A 25,831-nucleotide genomic window follows, 5' to 3' on the forward strand; every position below is an offset into this window, starting at 1 on the left:
CGTCGTGGCGCCGAGCGACCGTTCAGTCCAGGAGATACATCCAGGCTTTTTCCGCGCCCTGCTCCACTGGCTCGACGGCGCGAACAGCAAGAGCTGACGGTGAGGAGGTGACCGTCAGGCGCTGACCGTCACGAGTACCCGCTGCCAACCGCTCGACCCGTCGGGGGCAATCGGCGCGCGCTCCTCGGTCTGGGTCTCGCCGTTCTTGTTGATGGCCCGCACCTCGACGTAATGGGTTCCGGCGGTGGCCTCCCACGGCATCATCCACTGCACCCACGTGTCGGAGTTGATGGGATTCGAGAGGGTGGCGGACTGCCAGCCGCCGTCGTCGATTCGCACCTCGACGCGATCGATGCCGACGGTCTGGGCCCACGCGACGCCCGCAACGGCGACTGTGCCCGCCACGACCGGCTTTCCGGAACGAGGCGTATCGATGCGCGAGGCGAACTTGATGGGCGCTTGCGCGGCGTATCCGCGAGGTGTCCAGTACGCCTCGTCGGCGTCGAACGTCGTGACTTTCAGCTCGGTGACCCACTTGGTCGCCGAGACGTAGCCGTACAGGCCGGGCACGACCATGCGCACGGGGAAGCCGTGCTCAAGGGGCAGCGGCTCACCGTTCATCGCGACAGCGAAGATCGCGTCGAGCCCGTCGTCGGTGAGCGATTCGAGTGGGGTGGATGCCGTGTAGCCGTCGACGCTGCGCGAGAGCACCATGTCGGCTCCTGCTTGAGGCCCGGCCATCTTCAGGATGTCGCGGATGGGGACGCCCTGCCAGATCGCGTTGCCGACGAGCCCGCCGCCGACCTCGTTCGAGACGCACGTAAGCGTGACCGAATACTCGTCGAGCCCCATGCCGACGAGGTCATCGAAACTCAGCTCCACCCGCTCTCGAACCATCCCGTCGATCACGAGCCGCCATGTGGTGGGATCGACCGCGGGCACCGTCAAAGCCGTGTCGACGCGGTAGAAGTCGGCGTTGGGGGTGATGAGCGGTGACAGACCATCAACCTCGAACTCGGCACCTTGAGGGATCGTGACGATCGTCCGCGGCTCGGGCAGCCGCAACTCGCGGCGGGCGGCGTCAATGGAGGCGCTCGTGGCGTTGAGCAGGCGAGCCCCGATCCCGACAACCACGGCCGACAGGCCCACAGCGCCAGTGACGATCAAGAACGACCGGCGGCCGACCTCGCGTGCTGCGGGTGTCTCGGCGTCAGGCGGCCCGGTCCGAGCCGCGGAACCCGCGACAACGTCACCCGACCACACGCGCAGCCGGGTAATGAGCAGGATGAGCACGGCGCAGCCGACTAAGGTTCCCAGGACCGGCGGGGCGGCGGCGAGCACCGATGCACCGGAACGGGTAACGGTCGCGGCAGTCGAGAGCGCTCCGGCGATGACGAGGACGACGAGCCCGAACGGGCGCGCGAAGAACTGCAGGATGCCGCCGATCGCGGCGGCGACGGCGACCGCCAGGCCGAGACTGCAGAGCAGAACGACCTTGTCGGCTTCGCCGAAGGTCGCGATTGCGAACTCTTTGATGGGTTGCGGCACGATGTCGATCACGAACGACCCGACCGCGAGGATCGGGCTGCTCTCAGGGGCGACGAGCAGAGTGACGAGTTCGGCGACGGCGAGGAACGCCGCAGCGCTCACAATGCCGGCGAGCGCGCTCCAAAGGGCCCAGACCCCGCGGCGGTTCTTCGACTTGGTCGTTGGTGCGGTCGATTTCGCCATCGTCGTCGCCTCTCGATCGGCAGATCATTTTTGCCCTGCATAGTGTGTTCGTCGCCGAGCACGCAACGGATGGAATTTCCGCCGCGCACGTTGTTCCAAGAACCCACCGACCAGGCGAGAGGGGACGCTGCGCGGTACACCCTCGCCGTGACGGCACGTTCTCAGCGTCGGATGTCGCTCGGACTCCAGATGCTGCTCACGAGCCGATACCCGCGCGTACCCAACGACGTCGACCATCTGATGCCCTCTTCGTGAGCATCCCAGACCACTTTTTCGACGCCTTGGACGCCGCCATCGCGGAGTAGTCCCTGAAGCGAGAATCCCCCCGACCGGAACTCGGTCGGGGGGATTCACTGGTGGCGGAGGGTAGGGGATTTGAACCCCTGACTGGGGGTTACCCAGTGCTTGTTTTCAAGACAAGTTCCTTCGGCCGCTCGGACAACCCTCCGCGAACGAGCTTAGCAAACGGGGCGCGGCCCGAATGACGGCGAAGCGCGCCGCGAGCTATCGGATCACGGGGAAGCGATCGCGCAGCGCGGTGAGCAGACCGACCTCGTCGATCGTGCCGGTGACGCGACTGGCGACTGCCCGCACATCGTCGACGGCCTGGCCCATGGCGACCGCGTCACCGCGCTTCGCCGCCCACTGCAGCATCTCGATGTCGTTGCGCCCGTCACCCGCAGCGAAGACGCGCGATCCGTCGATCCCCAGGTGCGAGGCGACGACCTCGAGCGCGCTCGCCTTGGTGACCCCGTGGGGGGCGATGTCGAGCCACGACGTGCTGCCGACCGCGTACGACACGTGCGTCAGCCCGAGCGTGTTCACGACGTCGAGGAACTCCTCGAGCCGATGGTCGGGCGAGACGACGACGACGCGCGACGCCTGCACGCCGAGCAGCTGCTCGAACGGCACCCGCCGCTGTCGCGACGGCAGCGTGCCCGTGGGGATGTCGTCGGTGTACAGGAATCCGCCGTCTGCGAGTTCCACCGCGAAACGCGCCGTCACGAGCTGCGTGCGGATCTTCCGCAGGGCATCGCTCGGGTCGAAGGCTTCGACGAACTCGCGTCGGTACGCCCGGTGGGCGAGCGGGTCGCGACGCAGCGTCACCGCGCCGTTCGCCGAGACCACCCACTCGGGGCGGATCCCGAGCCGCTCCACGATGGGCAGCGTCGCGTCGACCGAGCGCCCGGTCGCGATGACGACCTCATGCCCCATCTCATGGAGGGCGAGGATCGCGTCGGCCAGGTCGGGGTCGATGTGGCCGCCGGCGGAATCGTCCCCAGCGCCCGCGCCGAACCCGTGGTTGAGCACGGTCCCGTCGATGTCGAGCGCGATGAGGTGCCGTTCATCGGCGGAGATGCGAGGCGCGGCACTCATCGGCTCACACCCCCGCGATCGGTGTGAGCACGTCGAGTCCGCCGAGGTACGGGCGGAGCGCCTCCGGCACGATGACGCTGCCGTCGGCCTGCTGGTGCGTTTCGAGGATCGCGACGATCCATCGCGTGGTGGCGAGCGTACCGTTCAGCGTCGCCACCGCAGCGGTCTTGCCGCTTTCCGTGCGGTAGCGGGTCGACAGCCGGCGCGACTGGTACGTGGTGCAGTTGCTCGTCGAGGTGAGCTCCCGGTACGCGTCTTGCGTCGGCACCCAGGCCTCGATGTCGAACTTGCGCGCAGCGCTCGAGCCGAGATCACCTGCGGCGACGTCGATCACGCGGTAGTGCAGGCCGAGTGCCTGGAGGATCTCCTCCTGCCAGCCCACGAGCCGATCATGCTCAGCTTCCGCCTCTGCGGGGTCGGCGTAGACGAACATCTCCAGCTTGTTGAACTGATGCACGCGCAGGATCCCGCGCGTATCCTTGCCGTGCGAACCGGCCTCGCTGCGGTAGCACGTCGACCACCCGGCGTAGCGGATCGGGCTGGCAGAGACGTCGATGATCTCGTCGGAGTGGTAGCCGGCCAGTGCAACCTCGCTGGTGCCGGTGAGGTACAGATCCTGCGCGGGAAGGTGGTACACCTCGTCCGCGTGCTCCCCCAGGAATCCGGTGCCCTGCATGATCTCGGGCTTGACCAGCGTCGGGGTGATGAGCGGCGTGAATCCGTGCTGCAGGGCGCGATCGAGGGCCATGTTCATGAGCGCCAGTTCGAGCCGTGCGCCGACGCCGCGCAAGAAGTAGAAGCGCGCGCCCGACACCTTGGCGCCGCGCTCCATGTCGATCGCCCCGAGCATCTCGCCCAGTTCGAGGTGGTCACGCGGTGCGAAGTCGAAGGTCGGCTGCTCGCCCACCTCGCGCAGCGTGACGAAGTTCTCCTCGCCGCCCGCCGGCACGCCGTCGATGACCAGGTTCTCGATGCGCAGCGAGATCGCGTCGAATTCGGCTTCCGCCGCCTTCGCGCGGGCGTCGGCCGCCTTGACCGAAGCGGCGAGCTGCTGGGCCTGCTGAATCAGTGCTGGCTTCTCGTCTTTCGAGGCCGCCTTCACGCGCTTGCCGAACTCGTTCTGCTCGGCGCGCAGCGTCTCGAACTCTCCGAGCGCGGCTCGGCGACTCGCGTCGGCGGCGAGCGCCTCATCTACCACCGCCTCGTCGTTTCCTCGAGCGCGCTGCGAGCGCTTCACGGCTTCGGGATCGTTGCGGAGGAGGACTGGATCGATCACGCGCTCCAGCTTACCCGCGCCCAGCATCAGAACTGCTGCCCGCCGTTACGCTGGACGCATGCCAGATACCCGCTCGCACCACATTCCGTGGGCGGCGGTCGTGTATCAGCCGTTCAAGACCGACCTCTCGGCACTGCGAGCGGCCGTCGCGCAGCAGGAGCAGGCCTCCGGGTGGGGTGCAGCCCGGTGGTACGAGACCAGCGCGGAGGATGCGGGCGTCTCGGCGGCTCGCCGCGCGGTCGACGACGGCGCGAATGTCGTGCTCGCGAGCGGCGGCGACGGAACGATTCGGGCAGTGGCCGAGGCGCTCAGGGGCAGCGGGGTTCCGGTCGCCGTCGTCCCGCAGGGCACGGGCAACCTGCTCGCGAGGAATCTCGGCGCCCCGCTGAATCGCCTCGACGATGTCGTGCGTGCCGCGTTCACCGGGCGCAACCGACCGATCGACCTCGGCATCGTGCGCATCGTGCGAGAGGACGAGTCGGAGAGCGAGCACGTCTTCCTCGTGCTCGCCGGGATGGGCCTCGACGCGCGGGCCATCTCGGCGACGAAGTCAACGTTGAAGAAGCGGCTCGGGTGGCTGGCCTACGTCGACGCCGGCGTGCGCACCATGATCTCCGACCGACCGCTGCAGATCCACTACTCCATCGACCGTTCGCCGGTGCGGCCGTTGTCGGTCTACACGGTGATGATCGGCAACTGCGGGTTGATGCCGGGAGGCGTGCTGCTGATCCCCGACGCCCAGCTCGACGACGGCAAGCTCGACGTCGTCGCCCTCCACCCGCTCGGCGCGTTCTCGTGGTTGCGCATCTGGCGCAAGATCGGATGGGAGAACGGGGTGCTGCGCCGCTCGCGCACGGGGCGGAAGATCATCGATCTCGTGCGCGACACGCGGAGCGTCTCGTACATGCGCGCCGAACGCTATGCGCTCGCGGTGGCGAAGCCGGAGCCCGTGCAGCTCGACGGCGACGATTTCGGGTTCGCGCTCACCGTGAGCGGCGAGGTGGACCCGGGATCGCTCATCGTGCGCGTGCTGCCCGAGTGGCAGGCGCGCGCGTAGGCGTCACGCCTCGCCGTCGCGCGTGCCCTCGATCACGCCGCGCAGCCAATCCCGCGCATCCCGGAACGTGTCGTCGTCGTGCAGGTCGCGGATGGTCGCCGCTACCCGGTCGGCGCGCGGGTACGAACCCAAGAACGAGACCTTCGGGCTGAAGCGCTTCACGCCGAGCAGCGCGTCGGCGACGCGCTCATCCTTGACGTGCCCCTCAGCGTCGATCACGAAGCGGTACCGGCCCATGCGATCCCCGATCGGACGCGATGCGAGCAGCGTGAGGTTCACGCCGCGCGCTGCGAACTGCTCGAGCAGATCGAGCAGAGCGCCCGGCCGATCCTCCGGCAGTTCCACCATGAGCGACGTCTTGTCGGCTCCGGTGGGGTCCCCCACCGGCACGCTGCGGCTCACGAGTACGAAGCGCGTCACCGCGTCGGGGTTCTCGGCGATGCCCTCCGCGAGCACCTCGACGTCGTAATGCGCCTCGATGCCGGGCGGCGCGATCGCGGCGTCGACGCCTTTCGTCGGGTCGAAGAGGTCGGCGGCGGCCTGCACGTTCGACGTCGCCACCAGGTGGCGATGCGTGGGCGCCGCTCCGTCGAGCCATGCGCGGCACTGCGCGTACGCGACCGGGTGCCCGGCGACGACGCTGACGTCGGAGAGCGCGGTTCCCGGCCTCGCCACGAGCACGAAGCGCACCGGCACGAGGTATTCGCCGATGATGCGGAGGCCGGGGATCGTGGCGAGCGCATCCTGCGCGACGGTGACTCCGCCGTCGATCGAGTTCTCGATGGCGATCATCGCCGCGTCGCTGGCGCCCGTGACGACATCGTTCAGCGCCTCGCCGAGGTTGTCGACCGGGTTCCAGACCTGCCCCTCGGCCTCCGGCACCTGCCGCAGCGCCGCCTCGGTGAACGTTCCAGCCGGCCCCAGGTAGGAGTACCGGCGGGGGGCTGCTGAGGCGTGCGACATGCCTCTTAGCGTACCGGCGTCAGTCGGAGAGCACGCGCCCGACCAGCGCCTGCGCGGCTGCCTGCACCTCCGCGAGATGCTCGGCGCCGCGGAAGGACTCCGCGTAGATCTTCATGACGTCCTCGGTGCCGGAGGGTCGGGCGGCGAACCACGCGTGCTCCGTCTGCACTTTGAGCCCCCCGATCGACGCACCGTTGCCGGGAGCCTCGGTGAGGATCGCCGTGATGCGATCCCCCGCGAGCTCAGTGTCGGTGACGTCGTCGGGCGACAGCGCACCGAGCCGGGCCTTCTGCTCGGGAGACGCCGCCGCGTCGACGCGCGCGTAGGCCGGTTCGCCGAACTGCGCAGTGAGTTCTCGGTAGCGCTCTGACGGGGACTGCCCCGTCACCGCCTGGATCTCGGCGGCGAGCAGTGCGAGCAGGATGCCGTCTTTGTCGGTGCTCCACGCGCTGCCGTCGAAGCAGAGGAATGAGGCGCCAGCACTCTCCTCGCCGCCGAAGACGACGCTCCCGTCGGCGAGCCCCGGCACGAACCATTTGAAGCCGACCGGAACCTCGAGCAGGTCGCGGCCCTGGGCGGCGACGACGCGATCGATGATGCCGGAGGAGACGAGCGTCTTGCCGATGCCCGCCTCGGCAGACCAGCCGGGGCGGTGCCCGAGCAGGTAGTCGATGGCGACGGCGAGGTAGTGGTTGGGATTCATCAAGCCGTCGCTCGTGACGATGCCGTGACGGTCGGCATCCGCATCGTTGCCCGCGATGATGGCGAACGGGCCGCGGTGCTCGTCGACCGTCGACATGACGTGGGCCGACGACGGATCCATGCGGATCTTGCCGTCCCAGTCGAGATGCATGAAGCCCCACTGCTGGTCGACGCCCGGGCCGAGCACGGTGAGCTCGATGCCGAGTCGATCGCGGATCGCCGCCCAGTAGGCCACGCTCGCCCCGCCCAGCGGGTGCACGGCGAGCGGCACCTTCGCGGCGCGGATCGCGTCGAGGTCGATCGCCTCGCCGAGGGTGTCGACGTAGGCGTTCACGAAGTCGTACCGCTCGACGGCGGCGACCGCTCCCGCGTCCGCGCGCGCGATGTCGGCGCCGGCCTCGAGCAACTCGTTCGCCCGAGCTGCGATCCAACCGGTCGCGTCGCTGTCCGCCGGGCCGCCGTGGGGCGGGTTGTATTTGAACCCGCCGTCGCTCGGCGGGTTGTGGCTGGGGGTGACCACGATGCCGTCGGCTCGTCCGGCGTCATCGGCGTCGCGACCGCGGTTGTGGCGCAGGATCGCATGGCTCAGCGCTGGTGTCGGCACGAATGCCGCGTCGCCGTCGCCCGCGGCGGCGATCACGCGCACGCCGGCCGCGAGCAGCACCTCGATCGCGGTGCGCTGGGCGGGCGCCGAGAGCGCGTGGGTGTCTGCGCCGATGAACAGCGGACCGTCGATGCCCTGCTCGGCTCGGTACTCCGCGATCGCCGCGCTGATCGCAGCGATGTGCGCCTCGTTGAAGGAGGCGGCGAGCGCCGAGCCGCGATGACCGGACGTCCCGAACACGACGCGCTGCGCCGGGTTCGCGGGATCAGGGACGATCTCCGTATACGCCGCGAGCAGCGCGTCGACGTCGATCAGGTCTTCGGGGCGGGCGGGCGTGCCGGCTCGTTCGTGCATGCTTCCAGTGTGCCAGGCGCCCGGCTGGCGCGGGGCGGGCTTGACGCGCGCCCGCCCCGCAGTATCAGACCCGCGGCACTGCAGCGACGGCGGTGAGCTCGACCAGCATGGTCGGCCTGGCGAGCTCCGCCACGCCCACGGCGCAGCGCACCGGCACTCGGGAGCCGAACCGCCGGGCGTACACATCGTTGAACGCCGCCCGGTTCTCGGCCAGATCGCGCAGGTAGATGGTCAGGTGCGCGATGTCGGCCAGCCCGGCTCCGACTTCGCCGAGGTCGGCTTCGAGCGCGTCGATCACGGCCTCCGACTGAGCGGTGATCCCCTCGACGAGCTCCCCCGACGCGTCGAGAGGGATGACGGTCGTGTACGCCGTATCCCCGATCACGGTGACGCTCGACGAGAGCGCACCGTTCGACTCGGCCGGGACGCGCCGCACGCCCGCGCTCACGCGAGTGCTCCGGCCGCCGGCGCGAATCCGTCGTCGTAGAGCCGCTTCCAGTTGCCGAAGAACACCTGCCCGGCTTCTTCAGCGGTGAGCAGGCCGCGCTCGACGAGGCGATCGCGCACCTCCCCGAACTTGTGGAAATCGAAGTTGTCGATCCACGCCGCCGGCGGTGGGGCGATGTCGGGCCGGGATGCGCCGTGCTGCACCTTGCGACTCCAACGCCCGTTGCGCATCCAGGCCAGGTTGTTCTCGGGGGCGTTCGGATCGAGGTCGGACCCGTAGGCGACGTGATCGACGCCGAGCAGCTCGACGTGCTTCGCGATCAGCTCCGCCGAACCGTCGAGCGTCGCCGCGTACTCCCCCGCGATGTTGTTGTACGTGCACACGCCCAGCACGCCGCCACGGGCGACCAGCGCCCGGAGCACGTCGTCCCCCTTGTTGCGCGCGTGATCGTAGATCGAGCGCGCGTTCGCGTGATTGATCGCGACCGGCCGCTCCGATGCCTCGATCGCCTCGAGCGAGGTGCGCTCGCCGACGTGCGACAGGTCGACGACCATGCCGACCCGGTTCATCTCACCCACGACCTCGTGCCCGAAGCGCGAGAGCCCGGTATCCACCGGTTCGTAGCACGACGATCCGATCGCGTTCTGGATGTTGTACGTCAGCTGCACGACGCGCACGCCGAGGTTCCAGAAGTGCTCGATGAAGCCGATGCGCTCGTTGAAGAGCGATGCGTTCTGCGTGCCGAGCACGATCGCGACCCGATCCGACGCGACCGCCTCATCGATATCGGCGCCGCTCCGAGCGATGAGCGCGACGTCGCCGTGCTCGCGCACGACGTCGTTCCACCCGGTGAGCGCATCCATCGTCTCGAGCGCGTCCTCCCAGAACGAGGCGGTGATCGTCACCGCCCGCACCCCGCCGTCCCGCAGTTGTTCGAGCACATCTCGGTCGTAGCGGCCGCACTGCAACCCGTCGATCACCGGAGCTCCGCTCATGCGAGCACCGCCCGCTCCGCATCGTCCTCGCCGCGGCGCAGGTGCAGGTACGTCTCCTCGCTGACCTCGCCGAGGAGGTTGCCGTCCTCGTCGTACAGCTGCGATCCCGCATGGCGTCGAGACACCTCTGAGTCAGGAGTGAGGGCCTCGTTGGACTCGTGGAAGAGCCGCCAGAACTGATCGGCGTCCATGACGTAGCCCTCGAGCAGAATTCGGCGCATCGCGGGCCCTGCTGCAGATTCGGCCGGTCGCACCGGAGTCCGCGAGGTCCGGGTCGGGGTGAGGATCGCGCGGTCCGTTCCGGCGCCCTCGCCGCCCGCCTCGGGCTCGATGCCGAATGCCACACCGCGCACAGCGGCGTAGTCGCCGAGAGCTGCGGCGATCCCGACCCCAGGGGTGTTGACGACCTCGACGCGCGCCGCGCCGTCGACGACCGCGAGGGACAGCTCGTCGACGAGCGCCGGAGCGAGCAGGATCGCGGGCGTGCCGTGCCCGTCGAGCACGACGGTGTCGCCGTCGCGGCTCACGTCGAAACTCGTGCGCGCGCCGTCGTAGTGGTCGCGCACCCGCTCCATCTCGGAGACCGCGTCGACCCCTTCGGCTTGAGCGGCCATGATGGCATCGCGGATGGCGTTGACCGCGTACCCTGGGCAGGATCGGGCGTGCAGGTAGCGCCCCACCATGTGGCGCATCTCTCGGGCGGAGGCCAGCATCTCGGTGGTCATCGTGCAGCTCCGATCGTGGTCACGGGCATCTGGGGGTAGCGGGTCTCGAGTTCGAGCCCCTCGTTCAGGTCGGCCGCAGTGGGGGCACCGAGATAGATGAGACCGAGCACGTTGCGGTCATCGCCCTCGTCGACGGTGCGCAGCAGGCCGTGCACCGCAGAATTCATGAAGCGGACGATCGAGACCGGCACGAAGTCGTCGCCCAGCATGTTCATGTGCGGCGAGTGATAGCGGAAATCGCGCAGCGACTGGATGCGCTCCACGGTGGCGCGCAGCTCAGGGTGCTCGCGCAGCAGCTCGCCGACCTTCTCGCCGCTGGATGCCCGCAGTGCGGCATCGAGCGCCTGCACGTCGCCCGGCAGATCCAGAGCCCAGTTGCGGCCTCCATCGACCTCAGTGGCCGGCCCCCGCCGCGGCTCCTCCGCGTCAGCCGACTTGTACCAGACGAACTGCCGCGCGCCTGGAGCCTCCATGTCGACTTCCAATGCCCAGGAGTAATCCCGGTCGATGATCGCGCGCAGCTCGATCAGGGGCATATCCGCCTCAGCGACGAACTGCTCGGAGCGGATCCCGCCCTCGATCGCTTCCACGATGCGCTCGTACGGGAGTAGTTCGAGGAGGTTCGCAGCGACCAGCTCCCACGCTTCGTCCCGGATCACGCCGTCGAGACGGGTGAGCAGCTCGGCGCCGGTCGTCGCGCCTCGCGCGAGGAGCTCGTCGAGCACGTCGATCGCCTGCTCCAGCTGCTCCGAGACTCGGTGCGGGTCATCGAAGCGCGCGTAGACGTAGGGATCGACCCGGGTGAACTCCGCCGCTCGCTGCAGCAGCTCCCGGTACTGCTCGGTCGCGTCGGCGCCCCGCGGCAGCGGCAGCTGCGTGGCCTCGGCGAGGAGCGTCTGCCGCTGCTCCAGCCACGTGCCGACGAGCATGGGGTGCGTGTTCACGAAGAACAGCAGCCCGAGCGCCGATCCGTTGCCGATGCCGATCATGCGACGCACCTCGCGGTCGAGCACGACCGCCTGCGCGTTGCGGTGCTTCGCCATCGTCTCGACGAGATCGGAGGCGAACTCGCGCATGATGAACGCGGAGAGCAGCTGCGCGTGCAGCGGCAATCGCAGGGGATGGTCGTGCTCCAGTGTGAGGAACGACCGCGTGAGGAAGGTGCCGTTGCCGTCCAGGCCGGTGTTCCGCATCAGGTACCCGACCTCCCAGAGCGCCCGGGTGTCGGGCTGCCGCCCCTCTGACAGCGCCTGGACCGCGTGATCGAAGGCGCGGAAGCTCCGGTTCGATCGCGCCCAGGTCAGCGTGCCGGGCACGGCCCGTCCCGCGTAGAGCTTCGGCAGTTCGGCGCGGGTGTGCGCGCGGTCTTCAGGAGTGGTCGGCCCCTCGATGAGCGCGCCCATCATGTCCCAATTCTGACCGGTGATGCGACCGGTGCGGCCGTCGAGCGTCGGCTCGAAGCTGAAGATCACGAAGTCGAAGATCTTCCCGCCGCCGGCGTGCACGCGGTAGAGCGCCTCGCCGTCTGCGCGCTCGTCGATGTCGAGGTGCACGAGTTCGAAGGTCCACGATTCGCGCTGCATCTTCTCCAGCAGACTACGCCCCGCCGAGATTCGACTCGCGGGCAGCGACTGCAGCCGGGATGGCTGCAGCAGCAGATCGGGATCGAGAATCCGGCGAGGGACCTCGACGATCGGGGGCGTAGTGGACATCGGCACTCCTTCGTGATGTGGGTGAGTCAGGTGAGCAGGATTCCCGCGCTCTGCACGGTCAGGTCTTCGATCGCTCGCGCCCCCGCTTCGAGGGTGGAAATCACGTGATCGGGTTTGGTACGGCCGTGCGGCCAGTGCGCCGAGAGCGCGAATCGCACGCGCCCTGAGGTGCGACCGACCGGAACGGCGACGATCTCGATCGGATCGAATTCGTCGTCGACGAGCATGGCGTATCCGGCGCCGCGCACTTTGGCGCACTCGGCAGGGGTGGGCAGCTCGACCTTCGCCCGGCGCAGACGATCCAGATCGTCGTCCGGCAGGTAGCTGGCGAGCACGGATCCGAGCGCGCTGCCCGCGATGCCGAAGCGCTGACCGTGCTCCAGCGACACGTGCACGTTGCGCGGGGGCAGGCCGCGGCCGACGATGGTGACCGAGTCGCCGTCGAGCGTGCCGAGCGACGTGCCCTCGCCGAGTTCGCTCGCGAGTCGGGTGAGCTCCTCTGCGATGCGCTGGTCGACGCTGGCGTGCCGCAGTGCGGCCTGGGCGACGCGCACCGGTGCGAATGTCAGCGAATACGCGCCCTGGGAGTCGGTCTGCAGCCACCCTGCCGCCACCAGGGTCACCAGTTGGCGGTGCACCATCGATCGCGACCCGCCGACGCGCCGCGCGATCTCGGAGACGCCGAACGGCGCACTCGTCTTCGCGATCTCCTCGAGCAGGCGCAGCATCTTGAGATTCGAGGTGAGCGGCGCGGTGCCGCTCGTCCCCGGAACGATCTCAGACATGTTTTCTCCATTCGTCTGTCATTACATAGTTGACAGAGCCGCGCATTGAATGACACGAAACTAGCCAGACATCGTCGGTTCGTCAACCCGAATATTTTGCCGACGTGAACGTGTCTGTTTCGCACGAGGCGAGCGACTCCGAGGAAAATCGCCTCTTGACGGCGCGGTCACGACCGGTAATATCGCTCTCACTGCTTCGTAAAATGGAAGCAGCTGTCACGATATAGTTGACACTAGTTTGGACGACGAGGTCTGACAAGCCCTCCCGACGAATCGGTGCAGCTCGAGGCAACCCCGACACCGAAAGGAATCGCGTCATGGCATCGAAGCCAATGCGAAAAGCAGTGGGGGCATGCGCCCTCCTGCTGACCGGAGCGCTCGCCGTCACCGGCTGCTCGAGCAGCGCGCAAGACAGCGGAGGCGCTTCGACGGAGAAGTCCGGAACGCTCGTGATCGACCAGGCGTTCACCGCCCAATCGATCGATCCGGCCACCATCTTCCAGGTCACCGACGCGATCACGGGAAGCGGCATCTACCAGACGCTCTTCACCTACATCGACAACGTCGCAGAACCCGAGCCGCTGCTCGCCGAGTCCATCACGGGCAACGACGCGGCGACCGAGTTCACCGTCACTCTGCGCGAGGACGCGACCTTCGCGAACGGCAACCCGGTGACCGCAGCCGACGTCGTCTTCTCGCTGAACCGCCTCAAGCACCTCGCAGCCAGCCCGGCCTACCGGATGGAGGGCATCACGGTCACCGAGGTCGACGAGCGGACCGTGCAGATCACCACGGAGAACCCGGCTCCCTACATCGAGCACACCCTCACCGCCCCGCCCCTCGCCATCGTGGACGACGAAGCAGTGCGCGCCGCGGGCGGCACCGATGCCGAAGACGCGGCGGACACCGACACGGCAGGCCAGTTCTTCACGCAGCCCGGCAACGGCGCCGGAAGCGGGCCCTATGCGCTCGAGAGCTACGACACGAATGCGCAGATCGTACTCGTGAAGAACGAGGACTACTGGGGCGAGGCGCCGGCCTACGACCGCATCGTGATCCGGAACGTCAACAACGCCCAGCAGCAGAAGGCGAACCTCGAAGGCGGGGACAGCCAGATCGCCCTCGACATCCCCGGGCGCATCGCCGAGGGCATGGAATCGGACGCACTGCAGGTGCAGTCGTCGTCTTCGCCAGAGGTGCTCTACCTCGCCCTCTCGCAGAAGGAGGGCGCGGCCACCGCGGATCCCGACGTCGTCGAAGCCATCAAGACCGGCATCGACTACGAAGCACTCCGCACACTCGTGGGGGCCGGCGCGAAAGAGGCGACGGGGATCATCCCATCCATGATGATCGGAGCCCTGCCCGAGGGTGAAGGGCCGAAGTCGGATCCCGATGCCGCGAAGAAGCTCCTCGCCGATGCAGGCAAGACCGGCACCGAGATCTCGCTCGACTACGCGAACGACTACACGCGTCTCGCGGGAATCGACTACAACATCCTCGCCCAGGGCCTGCAGACGCAGCTCGAGGCCATCGGCCTCACGGTGACGCTGAACCCGACGCCGACCTCCACCTCGCTGCAGCGATACGTCGACGGGGAGACGGAGATGGCGCTGTGGTCATGGCCGCCGGACACCGCCGACGCCTCCGACGAGCTCGTCTTCGCTCCGGGCGGCCTCATCGGAGAGCGCGTGCACTGGCCGGCGGACGCCGCCCCTGAAACAGCCGAGCTCGCCGAGGCGGCGCGCGTCGCCACGGGCGATGACCGGGAGGCCGCCTTCACCGAGTGGAACGCCTCGATGAACGAGGAGGCGCCGTTCGCCTTCCTGCTCGAACCGTCCTTCTTCCTCGTCGCCTCGAACAGCGTCGAGCACGTGAGCCACGACCCGCTCGCGGCGATCAACCTGTCGCAGATCGACTAGGCGCGCGGGGATACGCATCGTGACTCACACCCTTTCCGAGACCGGGGCGGACGTTCAGACGCCCGCCCCGGCGACGGGCGGCGGCGGCGGGTACTTCCGCTTCGTGCTCCGCCGCCTCGGCACCTCCCTCGTCACCCTGTTCGGCATCACGCTCGTCTCCTTCGGGCTCGGCGTGCTGGTGCCGCTCCGGCCCGAGACGGCCAACCTCAGCCAGCAGGCGCTCTCCAACCCCGAGGCGGTGGCCGCGTTCCGAGCGAAATTCGGACTCGACCTCCCGATCTGGGAACAGTACCTGCGCTACCTCGGCGGGCTCTTCCAAGGCGACCTCGGAATTTCGCAGCAGACCGGTCAGCCCATCGCGACGGACCTCGCCAAGTACGCACCGGCAACGCTCGAACTCGTGCTGTGGGCAACCGTGCTCTCCGTGCTCATCGGGGTCTCGCTCGGCATCGTCGCAGCATACGCCCGCAACCGCTGGCCGGATCACCTCGCACGCGTCGTGTCGCTCATCGGCGTCAGTCTGCCGACCTACTGGCTCGCGCTCATCGGCTCGACGTTCTTCTTCCGCCAGCTCGGCTGGCTTCCCGGCAGCGGGCGACTCGACGCAGCCTCGACGCCGCCACCGCGCGTGACCGGGTTCATGACGATCGACACGCTCCTCGCAGGAGACGTGACCGCGTGGACGTCTGCCGTGGCGCACCTCATCCTGCCAGCGACGATCCTCGCGCTCTCGAACCTCGGCATGGTGCTTCGCTTCACCCGCAGCGCGGTGCTCGACGGGCTCAACACCGACGCGGTGAAAGCCGCCCGAGTGAAGGGGCTGCCCGGGCGGCGCGTACTCATCCGCTACGCCGTGCGCAGCGCGTCGAGCCCGATCATCACCGTCACGGCGCTCTCCTTCGGCTTCCTCCTCGCCGCCACCGTCTACGTGGAGCAGATCTTCGCCTGGGGCGGGCTCGGCCAGTACGCCTACCGCTCGGCGACGAACCTCGACGTCACCGCCATCACCGGAATCTCCGTGGTGATCGCCGTGATCTTCCTCGCCGTGAACTTTATCGCCGACCTGCTCGCGTCGGCCTTCGACCCGAGGATCCGACTCCAATGACCCGCACCGATGTCATCTCAATGATCGCCGCCCCAGAGCGCTCGCGACGCCGAGTGCCCGCCTGGCTCCGCACGCCCTCCGTGATCGCGGCGGGCGCGGTGCTCCTCGCCTGGCTCGCCGTGATCCTGATTCCCGCATTGACGCCCTTCGATCCCCTGGCAACGGTGGGCCCAGCGCTCGCCCCGCCCGATGCGACCGCGCTCCTCGGAACCGACGCACTCGGGCGCGACAACTTCAGCCGAACCCTCGCAGCGGCGCGCACCTCGATTCCGAACGGTCTCATGATCGTTGCGGCGGCCGCCCTGATCGGCACCGCAATCGGCCTCATCGCGGGGTTCTTCGGAGGATGGATCGACGAGATCCTCATGCGCGTCGCCGACCTGGTGTTCGCGTTCCCCGGAATCATACTCGCGATGGCCATCGCAGCGGCGCTCGGGCCGAGCGTGCAGAACGCCGTCATCGCCGCAGCGATCAGCTGGTGGCCGGCGTACGCCCGGGCCGTGCGCTCCATCGTGCTCGCCCTGCGCGAGTCCGAGTTCGTGCTCTCGAACCGACTCTCAGGGGTCGGGCCCCTGCGCTCCATCATCGTCGATCTGCTCCCGGCGGTCAGCGGCTCCGTGCTCGTGCTGGCGATGCTCGACATCGGCTCCGCGATCCTCTTCCTCGCCGGTCTCTCATTCCTCGGACTCGGAGCGGTCCCGCCGACCCCGGAATGGGGATCGATGATCTCGGGCGCCGTGCAGTACTTCGACCAATGGTGGCTCGCCGTAGCGCCAGGACTCGCGATCGTGACGGTCGTGCTGGCGTTCAACATCATCGGCGACGCGATTCGCGACAACATCGAACCCCGCCTGAACGAGAACGGATCCGGATCATGACTCTCCTGCACGTTGACCAGCTCACGGTCAGGCGCGCCAGCGGTGCCGGGGCGCCACTCGTCGACGGAGTCTCATTCACCGTCGAGGCCGGCGAAGTCGTCGGCGTGGTCGGCGAGAGCGGATCGGGCAAGACCCTGACCGGCCTCGCACTGCTCGGCCTGCTCCCCGACGGCCTCGTCGCCGACGGCTCGATCCGCTTCGACGGCCGCGAGCTCCTCACCCAGTCGAAGCGCGAGTGGGAGCGCACCCGCGGCACCGAGATCGCGATGGTGCTCCAAGATCCGTCATCGAGCCTGCACCCCATGCTGAAACTCGGCGAACAGCTCACAGACCACATGCGGCAGCACCTCGGCCTCACGAAGCCCGCAGCTGAAGCACGTGCGATCGAGCTGATGGAGCGCGTCCACCTGCGCGAACCGAAGCGGCTGCTCGGCCAGTACCCGCACCAGCTCTCGGGCGGCATGAAGCAGCGCGTCTCCATCGCGATCGCACTCGCCTGCGACCCGAAGCTGCTCATCGCCGACGAACCGACGACGGCGCTCGACGCGAACATTCGCACCGGCATCATCGCGCTGCTCAACGAACTGCGGCGCGAATCCGGCATGGGCATCATCTTCGTCACGCACGACCTCGCGATGCTGAGCACGATCGCGGACCGCCTGAACGTGTTCCGCACCGGCGAGATCGTCGAATCCGGCGACTCCGATCGGGTCTTCCGCTCCCCGCAACATCCCTACACCCGCGTGCTGCTCGACGCGGTGCCGAAGGTGCCCTGGCCCCTGCCCGAGGAGGTACTCTCATGACCGACCGCTCACCGCTCGCAGAGCCGCCGACGGAGCCACTCATCGAGGTCGCCGACGCGGTCGTGAGCTACCGGGTCAAGGGCAAAGGACGCTTCGTCGCAGTCCACGGTGTCGACCTCGAGGTGCACCCCGGCGAGATCGTCGGCATCGTGGGCGAGAGCGGCTGCGGCAAGTCCTCACTCGCACGGGCCCTCGTCGGCATCAACAAGCTCTCAGGAGGCAGCATCCGCTTCAAGGGCGAACCGGTGACGCCGCTCCCGATTCGTCGGCGCCCCGCGCGACTCGTCCCGCTGCAGATGGTGTTCCAGGATCCGTACGCATCGCTGAACCCGCGTCGGCGCATCACGCAGCAACTCGAAGAGGTGTGGAACTCCGCCGCGCGTGCCCGCGGAGAGCGTCGTACGGCGGAGGAACGCCTCGCAGACATCACCGATGTGCTCGAGCGCGTCGGCCTCGACCCGGCGCTGCGCACCCGCTACCCGCACGCACTCTCCGGAGGGCAGCGGCAGCGCATCGCCATCGCGAAAGCACTGCTCGCCAAACCGAACGTGATCGTCGCAGACGAGCCGATCTCAGCGCTCGACGCCTCGTCGCAGAAGCACGTCGGCGACCTGCTGCGCCGCCTCGTCGACGACCTGCAGATCGGAATGGTCATCATCTCGCACGACCTCGCCGTCGTCGCGACCATCGCCGATCGCACCGCCGTCATGCGCGCCGGCGTCTTCGTCGAGCAGGGGCCGACGGAGCGCGTGTGGACGGCCCCCGAGCACCCGTACACGCGGGAACTGCTCGGCGCGGTGCCGGCCCTCGTCGGACGCGAGGGGTAGCGCTCGGCGATCCTGCACTCCCTCTTGGCATCGGGGAGGGCGGGCCGGGAGCGGAGCGGCGTGCGCGCGAAACTGCACGTTCACACGTGCGAGATACGCTGAGGGCATGACTCAGAACGAACCGCACCCTCGCCGCGCTGAGATCGAATGCTGGCTCACCGATATGGATGGCGTGCTGGTGCACGAGAACCGCGCCATCCCCGGCGCTGCCGACCTCATCCAGCACTGGCGTGAGCACGAGATCCCGTATCTCGTGCTCACGAACAACTCCATCTTCACCGCCCGCGACCTCAGCGCCCGCCTCGCCGCCTCCGGGATCACGGTGCCGGAGGACCGCATCTGGACGAGTGCGCTCGCCACCGCCGCCTTCCTGAAGCAGCAGCAGCCCGGCGGCTCGGCGTTCGTGATCGGCGAGGCCGGGATCCTGACCGCCCTGCACGATGCCGGCTACGTGATGACCGAATCGGACCCCGACTTCGTGGTCGTCGGCGAGACCCGCAATTACTCGTTCGAGGCGATCACAAAGGCGATCCGGCTCATCATCAAGGGCGCTCGCTTCATCTCGACCAACCCCGACGCGACCGGGCCGAGCCAGGAGGGCCCGCTGCCCGCGACGGGAGCGATCAACGCGCTCATCACGAAAGCGACCGGCAAGCACCCGTACATCATCGGCAAGCCGAACCCGATGATGTTCCGCTCGGCGCTCAACCAGATCGGCGCGCACTCCCACAACACCGGCATGATCGGCGACCGCATGGACACCGACGTCGTGGCCGGCATCGAGGCGGGACTGCACACGGTACTCGTCATGACCGGGATCTCGGATCGCACGGAGATCGAGCGCTTCCCGTTCCGCCCGGACGAGGTGCTGGGCTCGGTCGCCGACCTGCTGTAGCCCGCCCGCTTTCCCTTCTCCCCCTCCCCCTGTGCGAGCGGGGTCACTCTTCGTGCGTGTCGGCGGTGCAACACGCACGAAGAGTGACCCCGCTGCAGAGGGCAGTGGCGCCCCGGGCCGGCGGCTACCGGCCGGCGGCTACGGCGCGGGGCGGCTACGCCGCCGGCGGGGCCCCGGCGGCGGGTGCGACGGGATCGAGCGATTTCGGGTCGATCTCGGGGAGCAGGCGCGGGCCCGGTCCGTCGACGGACAGCGCGTCTCCGGGATTGAAGACCCGACAGGTACCGAGTGACAGGCATCCGCAACCGATGCAGCCCGTGAGTTCGCGCTCCATGCGTTCGATCTCGAGCCTGCGCGCTTCGAGCTTGCCGCGCCAGTGCTCGCTGATGCGCTCCCAATCGCGTCGACTCGGCATGCGGTCCGCCGGCAGGCTGGCGAGTTCCTCTGCGACTTCGGCGAGCGGCACCCCCATGCGGGCCGCCACCCGGATGATGGCGATGCGGCGCAGCACGTGTCGTGCGTAGCGGCGCTGGTTGCCCGCGGTCCGCACGCTGCTGATGAGGCCCTCGCGCTCGTAGAAGTGGAGTGCTGAGACGGCTACTCCCGTGCGCGCGGCCACCTCGCCGACGGAGAGCAGGTCGGTCGGTGCACGCGTCACGGGCTCGGATCCAGGCATCTTCCCTCCCAACGGCAGTCGACACCGCATCGACCACTTGACCTCAACCTTAGTTCAGGTTTTACGGTACAGGAATGCGGAATCACACCGCTGACCTCCCGATCATCGCAACCGATGCCGCCGCCCAGGGGCGCGGCCGCCTCCGTAGCGGGCGACCGCCGAGGCCGGGGAGTTGGAGCGAGCTGTTCAGCCCAGGCCACCTCCCGGCCGCCCTCGTTCTCGCGGGCGGCGTCGCACTGTACGCGACGAACGTCTACGTGACGGCCGCGCTTCTACCGTCCGCGGTGGACGAATTCGGGGGCGCTCAGTACTTCGCGTGGGCAGCGACCGCGTTTCTCACCGCCTCAGTCATCTCATCGATGCTCGTGACGCGCGCCGTCGCCCGCTCGGGTGCGGCGAGAGCGTACGTCGGGGCGTTCGCGGTGTTCGCCCTGGGCACGCTCATCAACATGCTCGCACCATCCATGGAGCTGCTGCTCGTCGGGCGCACCGTGCAGGGCCTCGGCGGCGGACTGCTCGCGGGCCTCGGGTACGCGGTGATCCGCACGGCGCTGCCCGAGCGGCTGTGGACACGAGCTGCGGGCCTCGTCTCCGCGATGTGGGGCGTCGGCAATCTTCTCGGGCCGGCCCTCGGAGGGTTCTTCGCGCAGATCGGACTCTGGCGCGGGGCGTTCGCGACGATGGCTCTGCTCGCCCTCGTTCTCGCCTGGGTGTCGCGCAACGCGGTTCCGGGTGGCGCCGAGCAGACGGGGGAGGTTCCGTCGGTGCCGGTGCTCTCGCTCGCGCTCCTCGCATCGACGGCGGCCGCGTTCAGCGTCGCATCGGTGCTGCCCCGCGGTGCGAGCACGGTCGCGTGCCTGGCGGCCGCAGTGCTCCTGCTGTTCGCCTTCGTGCTCCGCGAACGATTCGGCGCGACGACGGTGCTGCCGAAGCTCACGTACCGACGCGGCAATGCGCTGAAGTGGGTGTATCTCGCGCTCGGGCTCTTGAGCGCCGGGGCGATGACCGAGGCCTTCATTCCGCTGTTCGGCCAGGAACTCGCCGGCCTGCCACCGCTCCTCGCCGGTTTCCTCGGTGCGTCGCTCTCCGTCGGGTGGACCGCCGCGCAACTCTGCAGCGTCAACATCGAGTCGCAGCGCGGCCGAAACGCGGTCATGCTGCTCGGCCCGGCGATCCTCGCCGCCGGACTCTTCGGCTACGCAGCTCTCGTCACTCCTCAAGCCGGCGCCTGGCTCGTCTTGGCCTGGGCGGCTGTGCTGTTCGCAGCCGGAAGTGGCATCGGCATGGCATTCCCGCATCTCAGCGTCGCGGCGATGCGCAGCACCGATGACCCGGTCGAGGGCGGGAAGGCGGCAGCCGGTGTCAGCACCACGCAGCTCATCGCCAACGCCGTATCGTCGTCCGTCGTCGGCTCGCTCGTCGTGGCTGGCGGCCCGACCGCGGCGGGTTCGGCTCAGACGATGGCCGTCGGGATCGGGATCGTCGCCGTGCTCGGTGCGGCGTGCGCTCTCCAGGCGATTCGCGGACGCGCCACGCGATGAGACGGGCGCTCTTCGGGCGTTTTCGAGCGGCGAGCGGGGTCACTCTTCGTGCGTGTCGGCGGTGCAACACGCACGAGGAGTGACCCCGCCGCCATGAGGGCGCGGGGGGCCGATGCCGGGCGCTGGGGTGCTACTTCTTCTTGCGGAGCTTGCGCACCAGCATCTGGATGAGGATGAAGACGAGGTAGATCGAGAAGGCCACGTTGCCCCAGAAGGGGTCGATCAGCACGGCGAAGAGATTGCCGACCGGTACGAAAACGCACGCGCCGAGCCCCACGATCGCCGCAGCGCGCAGGTCGACGTTCTGCCTGCGGAAGTTGCCGATGGTGCCCGAGATCGATCCGGGAATCATCATGAAGAGCGAGGTGCCCTTCGCGATGAGGTCGCTCGAGCTGAAGAAGAACATGAGCACGGGCACGACGACGACGCCGCCGCCGACGCCGAGCAGGCCCGACAGCACTCCCGTGATGAAGCCGGTCACGATGAGCATGATCACCGTCAACACGGAGATCTCGATCTCGTCACCGCGCTGCGGCACGACGAACCAGAGACTCACGATCACGATCGCGAGGAAGCCCATGAACCCCCACTGGATCGCCCCGACCGGCAGTTTCGCGAGCAGCGCGGCGCCCAGCTGCGCCCCGGCAACGATGCCGACGGCGAGGCAGGCGCCGGCGATCCAGTCGACGTGGCCCTGCAGCCCGTAGGTCGTCGCACCGACGATCGCGGTGGGCAGGATCGCCGCGACCGACGTTCCGGCCGAGAGCTTCTGGGGCATGCTCAACCAGAGCGCGAGTGCGGGCACGATGATGGTGCCGCCGCCGATTCCGAAGAGCCCGGACAGAATGCCGCCGGCGATGCCGACGAGGAGGAGCGGGAGGAATCCGGGGCGGACAATCTGGTTCATGTGCTGCTTTCTCGCTGAAGCTGGTGCTGAGAGTTCGTGTGGGACGCGCGCGTTCGGGTGCATGCCGGCTGGTCGTTTCAGACGACGATCGCGGAGCCGTCGGATCGCGGATCGCTCGCGGCGTCGACGCCGTCGGCCCCGTGGACACCCTCCTGCGCGAGTCGGATCAGGTTCGAGTGGCCGAGATCCTCGTCGACGGGAGGCACGACCTTCAGTGGGAATCCGGCCTCGGCGAGCGCTTCGTGCACCGCGGCGGGCACGTCCTCTTCGATGGTAACGCGCACGACCCCGTCGGCGCCGGGTTCGTCGACGATCCAGCGCGGCGCGTGCGTCGCCTCCTCCGGGGTCGCACCGGCGAGGGACCGCACCAGCAGCTGGGTGTGGATCTGCGGTTGCGCCGACCCGCCCATCGTCGCGGGCACCCATGCGAGTTCGTCACCTTGGAGCACGAGCACGGGCATGAGCGTGTGCCGCGGCCGCTTGCCGGGGCCGAACGCGTTCGGGTGCGCGGGGTCGAGCGAGAACGACGTCCCGCGATTCTGGAAGAGAATGCCCGTCTCCGGCTCGAGCACGGCAGCGCCGAATCCGAAGTACACGGAGTTGATGAGGGAGATGGCCCAGCCGTCGGCGCTCACGGCGCTGAGCCCGACCGTGTCGCCGCTCGGTTTGGCCTCCCGCACGGGCGGGTGCGCGGGGGCCTCCGCGTCGATCAGGTCGCTCCCCGTCGCGCCGCCGAAGCGCGGGTCGGCGAGGGACGCCGCTCGCACGGCGTTGCTCGCACGGAACGAGCGGGCGAGTTCGCCGGCACCGCGCCCAAGCGGATCCTCGATGCCCGCCTCGATGTCTCGGAGCGCGCGCAGGAGCATGAAGCCTGAGGTGTTGGGCGGGCCCGTGAGCACGCGGTGCGCTCGGAACGACCCTTCGAGCGGCTCGCCCCACTCCGCGGAGTACGCGGCGGTGTCGGCGAGGGTGATGCGTGAACCGAGCTTCTGCAGGCCGGCGACCCATCGCTCGGCGAGCTCGCCCTCGTAGAACGCGGCGGATCCGCCGTCGGCGAGCGCCCGCAACGATGCGGCGAGCGCCGGTTGCACGAACGGGGCGCCTTCGACGAGCGGCAGCCCCTGATCGAAGAACACTCCGCGGCACCCCTCGTCGAGCTCCAGCACCTCGCGGTTCTCGACGATCGCGGCGGCGACCGATCGGGCGGTGGGCACGCCCGCCTCGGCGTGCAGGGTCGCCGCTTCGAGGTGCTGCTCCCATCGACGTGTGGCGCCGTACTCGTGCAGGGCGTTCCAGCCGCAGATGCCGCCGGGCACCGTGACGGTGTCGATGCCGCGCACTGGGAGCAAATCGCCGTAGCGCTCCCGCAGCACGTCGATCGACTGGCCGGCCGGAGCGGTGCCCGTTGCGTTCAAGAACCGCACCTCGCCCTCGGGGTTGCGCACGAGCGCCACGAGATCTCCGCCGAGTGCGACGTTGTTCGGGTAGACCACGCAGAGGGTGGCTGCTGCCGCGATCGCCGCGTCGATGGCGTTGCCGCCGGCCCGCAGCACCGCGGCACCGGCTTCCGTCGCCAGGTGGTGTGAGGTCGAGATGGCGCCGCGAGCGGCAGATGCGGTCGTCATACGGGGAGTTCCTCCTGGGTCGTCGCGGCATGCGCGATCTGGTTGCTGATGTCGAGCACGTGAGCGCGCGCTTCGTCTTCGGCGAGCGCTGCGTCGCCGGCGGCGATCGCTTCGAAGATGCGTCGGTGGGCGATGCTCGAAGCCTGGCGTCGTGCCCGCGTCTGATAGCGGCTCGCCCGACTCGGCGCGATGCGCTGCGCGATCTGCTCGTTGATGAGTTCGAGGAGCGGGTTGTGGGCGTACTGCGCGATGGCCTGGTGGAATGCGCGGTCGAGCTCGGCGTAGCGCTCTTTCGTGACGTCGACTTCCATGGCCTCCACGAGTTCGCGCAGCTGCGCGACGTCGCGGTCGGTCGCGCGCGTGGCGGTGATGCGGGCGATCGGCGGTTCGACGATGGCGCGCAGCTCCATGATGTCGTGCAGTTCCGGGCGCAGCGCGGCGAGCCCTCCGAGCGCCCCATCCGCGACGTCGGCGCGTTCGCCGGGTCCGAGGACGATCGTGCCCCGACCCGGGCGGCGGTCGATGAGGCCGCGGTTCTCGAGTTCACGCAGCGCTTCGCGGATCGAGACGCGCGAGACGCCGAAGTGATCGGCGAGTTCGCGCTCGGGTGGAAGGCGTTCCCCCGGAGCGAGTTTGCCGTCGAGGATGAGTCGCTCGATGTCGACCGAGAGCCGATCCGGCAGCGACAGCGTCGTCGCCCGACCGATGTCGTTCCAGTCCACGTGTGCCTCCATCGTGCTCGCGGGATGCGGTCTGCGTCCTCGTGATGCTATCCGACCCCGCGATGGGACCGGTTGTGTTTCAGTTGCATTTCGGCTCGGCCTGCCCGTTGACGTGGGAGCCGAACCCGGGGTATGTTCCATTCAGTTCATCGGTTGGTCTGACCAACTGCTGATCGAGCATACACCCGAACGAATCGGAGTATGCAATGTTTCTCCCGGCACCAGCCGGGGTCCACCGAACGGAGAAATCATCGTGGCTTTCCCCCCATCCGCGCGGCGCATCGCTCCCGCGCTGGCACTCACCGCGGCCGCCGGCCTCATGTTGTCGCTCGCCGCGTGCACCGTGACCTCGAACGACGCCGGCGACGCAGGCGGCTCCGGCGACACGAGCTCCGCGGAAGCGACCCTCGCACCCCCGACCATCATCAAGGAGGGCACGCTCACCGTCTGCACCGGCGATAGCGCACCCAACATCTTCTACGACGAGAACAACGAGCTGCAGGGCGTCGAGATCGACATCGCGAACGCGCTCGCCGACAAGCTCGGCGTGAGCACCACGCTCGGCGAGTACTCGTTCGCCGGCCTCATCCCCGCGTTGCAGGCGAAGCAGTGCGACGTCATCATGGGCTCGCTCTACATCAAGCCGGAGCGCGAGGAGATCGCGAACTTCGTTCCCTACCTCTACTCGGGCACGGCCGTCGCGGTGAGCAAGGACAACCCGAAGGACGTCACCGGGTTCGACGACTCGCTCTGCGGCACCAAGGTCGTCGGCATCACGGGCGCGACGGGCGCCGCATCCGCCCAGGAGAAGTCTGACGAGTGCGTCGCCGACGGCAAGGAGCCGATCGCGATCACCCTCGTCGACGAGGCGACCGGCGCGCTGCAGCAGGTGCTCGCCGATCAAGCCGACGCCTTCATCGACACCACCGAGATCATGAGCTACTACGAGCAGCAGTCCGACGGCGACGTCGTCGCGGTCGGCGAGCCCTTCGGCAAGATCCGCATCGGCGCGGCCACGCTCAAAGACAACACCGAGCTGAACGACGCGCTCGACGAGGCCTTCGCGGCCATGATCGACGACGGCACCTACACCGACATCCTCGCCGAGTGGGGCGTCGAGAGCAACGACATCACCCAGCCCGAGTAACCCGATGTCTGCGGCGGCTCAGCCGGCCGCCGCAGACATCGGCAACAGGAAAGACAC

At 68.7% G+C, this 25,831-nt stretch carries 23 protein-coding genes and 1 tRNA gene; 9 read left to right on the forward strand and 15 right to left on the reverse strand.

Translation table 11 applies throughout. From position 1 onward, the window contains the following. Positions 1-114 precede the first annotated feature (114 nt). From JSQ98_RS08560 to serS, 4 genes are all read right to left on the reverse strand, one after another. Complete coding sequence (locus tag JSQ98_RS08560) at positions 115-1,731, reverse strand: molybdopterin-dependent oxidoreductase (RefSeq protein ID WP_211649233.1); 1,617 nt, start codon at positions 1,729-1,731, stop codon at positions 115-117. A gap of 357 nt (positions 1,732-2,088) precedes the next feature. After that, positions 2,089-2,179: transfer RNA gene (locus JSQ98_RS08565), tRNA-Ser, on the reverse strand. Between the two features lie 56 nt (positions 2,180-2,235). Further along, on the reverse strand, positions 2,236-3,108 hold the full coding sequence (locus JSQ98_RS08570; RefSeq protein ID WP_211649234.1) for an HAD family hydrolase: 873 nt from the start codon (positions 3,106-3,108) through the stop codon (positions 2,236-2,238). 4 nt (positions 3,109-3,112) lie between these two features. Then, positions 3,113-4,384: a serine--tRNA ligase gene (serS, locus tag JSQ98_RS08575; RefSeq protein WP_211649235.1), complete on the reverse strand. Its 1,272-nt coding sequence runs from the start codon at positions 4,382-4,384 to the stop codon at positions 3,113-3,115. Positions 4,385-4,442: 58 nt separating this feature from the next. Between serS and JSQ98_RS08580 the strand changes: the two genes are divergently transcribed. Continuing rightward, positions 4,443-5,441 (forward strand): diacylglycerol/lipid kinase family protein, encoded by a 999-nt coding sequence (locus JSQ98_RS08580; protein WP_211649237.1) that lies wholly within the window; start codon positions 4,443-4,445, stop codon positions 5,439-5,441. Between the two features lie 3 nt (positions 5,442-5,444). On the opposite strand, the gene pheA is transcribed toward JSQ98_RS08580, so the two are convergent. The 7 genes from pheA to JSQ98_RS08615 all read right to left on the reverse strand — a co-directional run bounded on the left by pheA (position 5,445) and on the right by JSQ98_RS08615 (position 12,729). After that, complete coding sequence (gene pheA, locus JSQ98_RS08585) at positions 5,445-6,404, reverse strand: prephenate dehydratase (RefSeq protein WP_211649239.1); 960 nt, start codon at positions 6,402-6,404, stop codon at positions 5,445-5,447. Positions 6,405-6,423: 19 nt separating this feature from the next. Next, positions 6,424-8,064 (reverse strand): phosphoglucomutase (alpha-D-glucose-1,6-bisphosphate-dependent), encoded by a 1,641-nt coding sequence (gene pgm, locus JSQ98_RS08590; protein ID WP_211649241.1) that lies wholly within the window; start codon positions 8,062-8,064, stop codon positions 6,424-6,426. Positions 8,065-8,128: 64 nt separating this feature from the next. Next, positions 8,129-8,512, reverse strand: coding sequence for a Rid family hydrolase (locus JSQ98_RS08595; protein WP_090152436.1), 384 nt, complete (start codon positions 8,510-8,512; stop codon positions 8,129-8,131). Then, positions 8,509-9,507: a dipeptidase gene (locus JSQ98_RS08600; RefSeq protein ID WP_211649243.1), complete on the reverse strand. Its 999-nt coding sequence runs from the start codon at positions 9,505-9,507 to the stop codon at positions 8,509-8,511. Before JSQ98_RS08600 ends, JSQ98_RS08595 begins: the two co-directional genes overlap by 4 nt. Beyond that, entirely contained in the window at positions 9,504-10,232 is a 729-nt protein-coding gene (locus tag JSQ98_RS08605; protein ID WP_211649245.1) for a hypothetical protein, read from the reverse strand. The genes JSQ98_RS08600 and JSQ98_RS08605 overlap by 4 nt, the downstream gene beginning before the upstream one ends. Further along, a complete protein-coding gene (locus tag JSQ98_RS08610; RefSeq protein ID WP_211649247.1) occupies positions 10,229-11,944 on the reverse strand; it encodes a hypothetical protein in 1,716 nt (571 codons plus the stop codon). Before JSQ98_RS08610 ends, JSQ98_RS08605 begins: the two co-directional genes overlap by 4 nt. Before the next feature lie 26 nt (positions 11,945-11,970). Beyond that, positions 11,971-12,729 carry an IclR family transcriptional regulator gene (locus JSQ98_RS08615; protein WP_090152449.1) on the reverse strand — a complete coding sequence of 253 codons (759 nt, stop codon included), beginning with the start codon at positions 12,727-12,729 and terminating at the stop codon, positions 11,971-11,973. 317 nt (positions 12,730-13,046) lie between these two features. Here JSQ98_RS08615 and JSQ98_RS08620 point away from each other — a divergent pair, with 317 nt between their 5' ends. The 6 genes from JSQ98_RS08620 to JSQ98_RS08645 all read left to right on the forward strand — a co-directional run bounded on the left by JSQ98_RS08620 (position 13,047) and on the right by JSQ98_RS08645 (position 19,156). Then, positions 13,047-14,648, forward strand: coding sequence for an ABC transporter substrate-binding protein (locus JSQ98_RS08620; RefSeq protein WP_211649249.1), 1,602 nt, complete (start codon positions 13,047-13,049; stop codon positions 14,646-14,648). A gap of 19 nt (positions 14,649-14,667) precedes the next feature. Then, positions 14,668-15,753 carry an ABC transporter permease gene (locus JSQ98_RS15400; RefSeq protein WP_346728757.1) on the forward strand — a complete coding sequence of 362 codons (1,086 nt, stop codon included), beginning with the start codon at positions 14,668-14,670 and terminating at the stop codon, positions 15,751-15,753. Further along, positions 15,750-16,631: an ABC transporter permease gene (locus tag JSQ98_RS08630; protein ID WP_211649252.1), complete on the forward strand. Its 882-nt coding sequence runs from the start codon at positions 15,750-15,752 to the stop codon at positions 16,629-16,631. The genes JSQ98_RS15400 and JSQ98_RS08630 overlap by 4 nt, the downstream gene beginning before the upstream one ends. Further along, positions 16,628-17,434, forward strand: a complete 807-nt coding sequence (locus tag JSQ98_RS08635; protein ID WP_211649254.1) for an ABC transporter ATP-binding protein — start codon at positions 16,628-16,630, stop codon at positions 17,432-17,434. Before JSQ98_RS08630 ends, JSQ98_RS08635 begins: the two co-directional genes overlap by 4 nt. Continuing rightward, positions 17,431-18,261, forward strand: coding sequence for an ABC transporter ATP-binding protein (locus JSQ98_RS08640; protein WP_090152463.1), 831 nt, complete (start codon positions 17,431-17,433; stop codon positions 18,259-18,261). Before JSQ98_RS08635 ends, JSQ98_RS08640 begins: the two co-directional genes overlap by 4 nt. A 106-nt stretch (positions 18,262-18,367) precedes the next feature. Continuing rightward, positions 18,368-19,156: an HAD-IIA family hydrolase gene (locus JSQ98_RS08645; protein WP_090152527.1), complete on the forward strand. Its 789-nt coding sequence runs from the start codon at positions 18,368-18,370 to the stop codon at positions 19,154-19,156. Between the two features lie 154 nt (positions 19,157-19,310). On the opposite strand, the gene soxR is transcribed toward JSQ98_RS08645, so the two are convergent. Further along, positions 19,311-19,832 (reverse strand): redox-sensitive transcriptional activator SoxR, encoded by a 522-nt coding sequence (soxR, locus tag JSQ98_RS08650; RefSeq protein ID WP_211649255.1) that lies wholly within the window; start codon positions 19,830-19,832, stop codon positions 19,311-19,313. 74 nt (positions 19,833-19,906) lie between these two features. Here soxR and JSQ98_RS08655 point away from each other — a divergent pair, with 74 nt between their 5' ends. Next, a complete protein-coding gene (locus tag JSQ98_RS08655) occupies positions 19,907-21,373 on the forward strand; it encodes an MFS transporter (protein ID WP_211649256.1) in 1,467 nt (488 codons plus the stop codon). Between the two features lie 130 nt (positions 21,374-21,503). Here the strand turns inward: JSQ98_RS08655 and JSQ98_RS08660 are convergent, their stop codons facing one another. From JSQ98_RS08660 to JSQ98_RS08670, 3 genes are all read right to left on the reverse strand, one after another. Then, positions 21,504-22,280: a sulfite exporter TauE/SafE family protein gene (locus JSQ98_RS08660; RefSeq protein ID WP_090152535.1), complete on the reverse strand. Its 777-nt coding sequence runs from the start codon at positions 22,278-22,280 to the stop codon at positions 21,504-21,506. Positions 22,281-22,357: 77 nt separating this feature from the next. Further along, the gene (locus tag JSQ98_RS08665) at positions 22,358-23,905 is read right to left on the reverse strand and encodes a gamma-glutamyltransferase family protein (RefSeq protein WP_211649257.1); all 1,548 of its coding nucleotides are present in this window, start codon (positions 23,903-23,905) and stop codon (positions 22,358-22,360) included. Then, on the reverse strand, positions 23,902-24,627 hold the full coding sequence (locus JSQ98_RS08670; RefSeq protein WP_211649258.1) for a FadR/GntR family transcriptional regulator: 726 nt from the start codon (positions 24,625-24,627) through the stop codon (positions 23,902-23,904). The genes JSQ98_RS08665 and JSQ98_RS08670 overlap by 4 nt, the downstream gene beginning before the upstream one ends. A 253-nt stretch (positions 24,628-24,880) precedes the next feature. On the opposite strand from JSQ98_RS08670, the gene JSQ98_RS08675 reads away from it, so the two are divergent. Beyond that, positions 24,881-25,774 (forward strand): ABC transporter substrate-binding protein, encoded by an 894-nt coding sequence (locus JSQ98_RS08675; RefSeq protein ID WP_211649260.1) that lies wholly within the window; start codon positions 24,881-24,883, stop codon positions 25,772-25,774. The last annotated feature ends 57 nt before the right edge of the window (positions 25,775-25,831 follow it).

This window comes from Leucobacter manosquensis (assembly GCF_018304845.1).
Lineage (GTDB): Bacteria > Actinomycetota > Actinomycetes > Actinomycetales > Microbacteriaceae > Leucobacter > Leucobacter alluvii.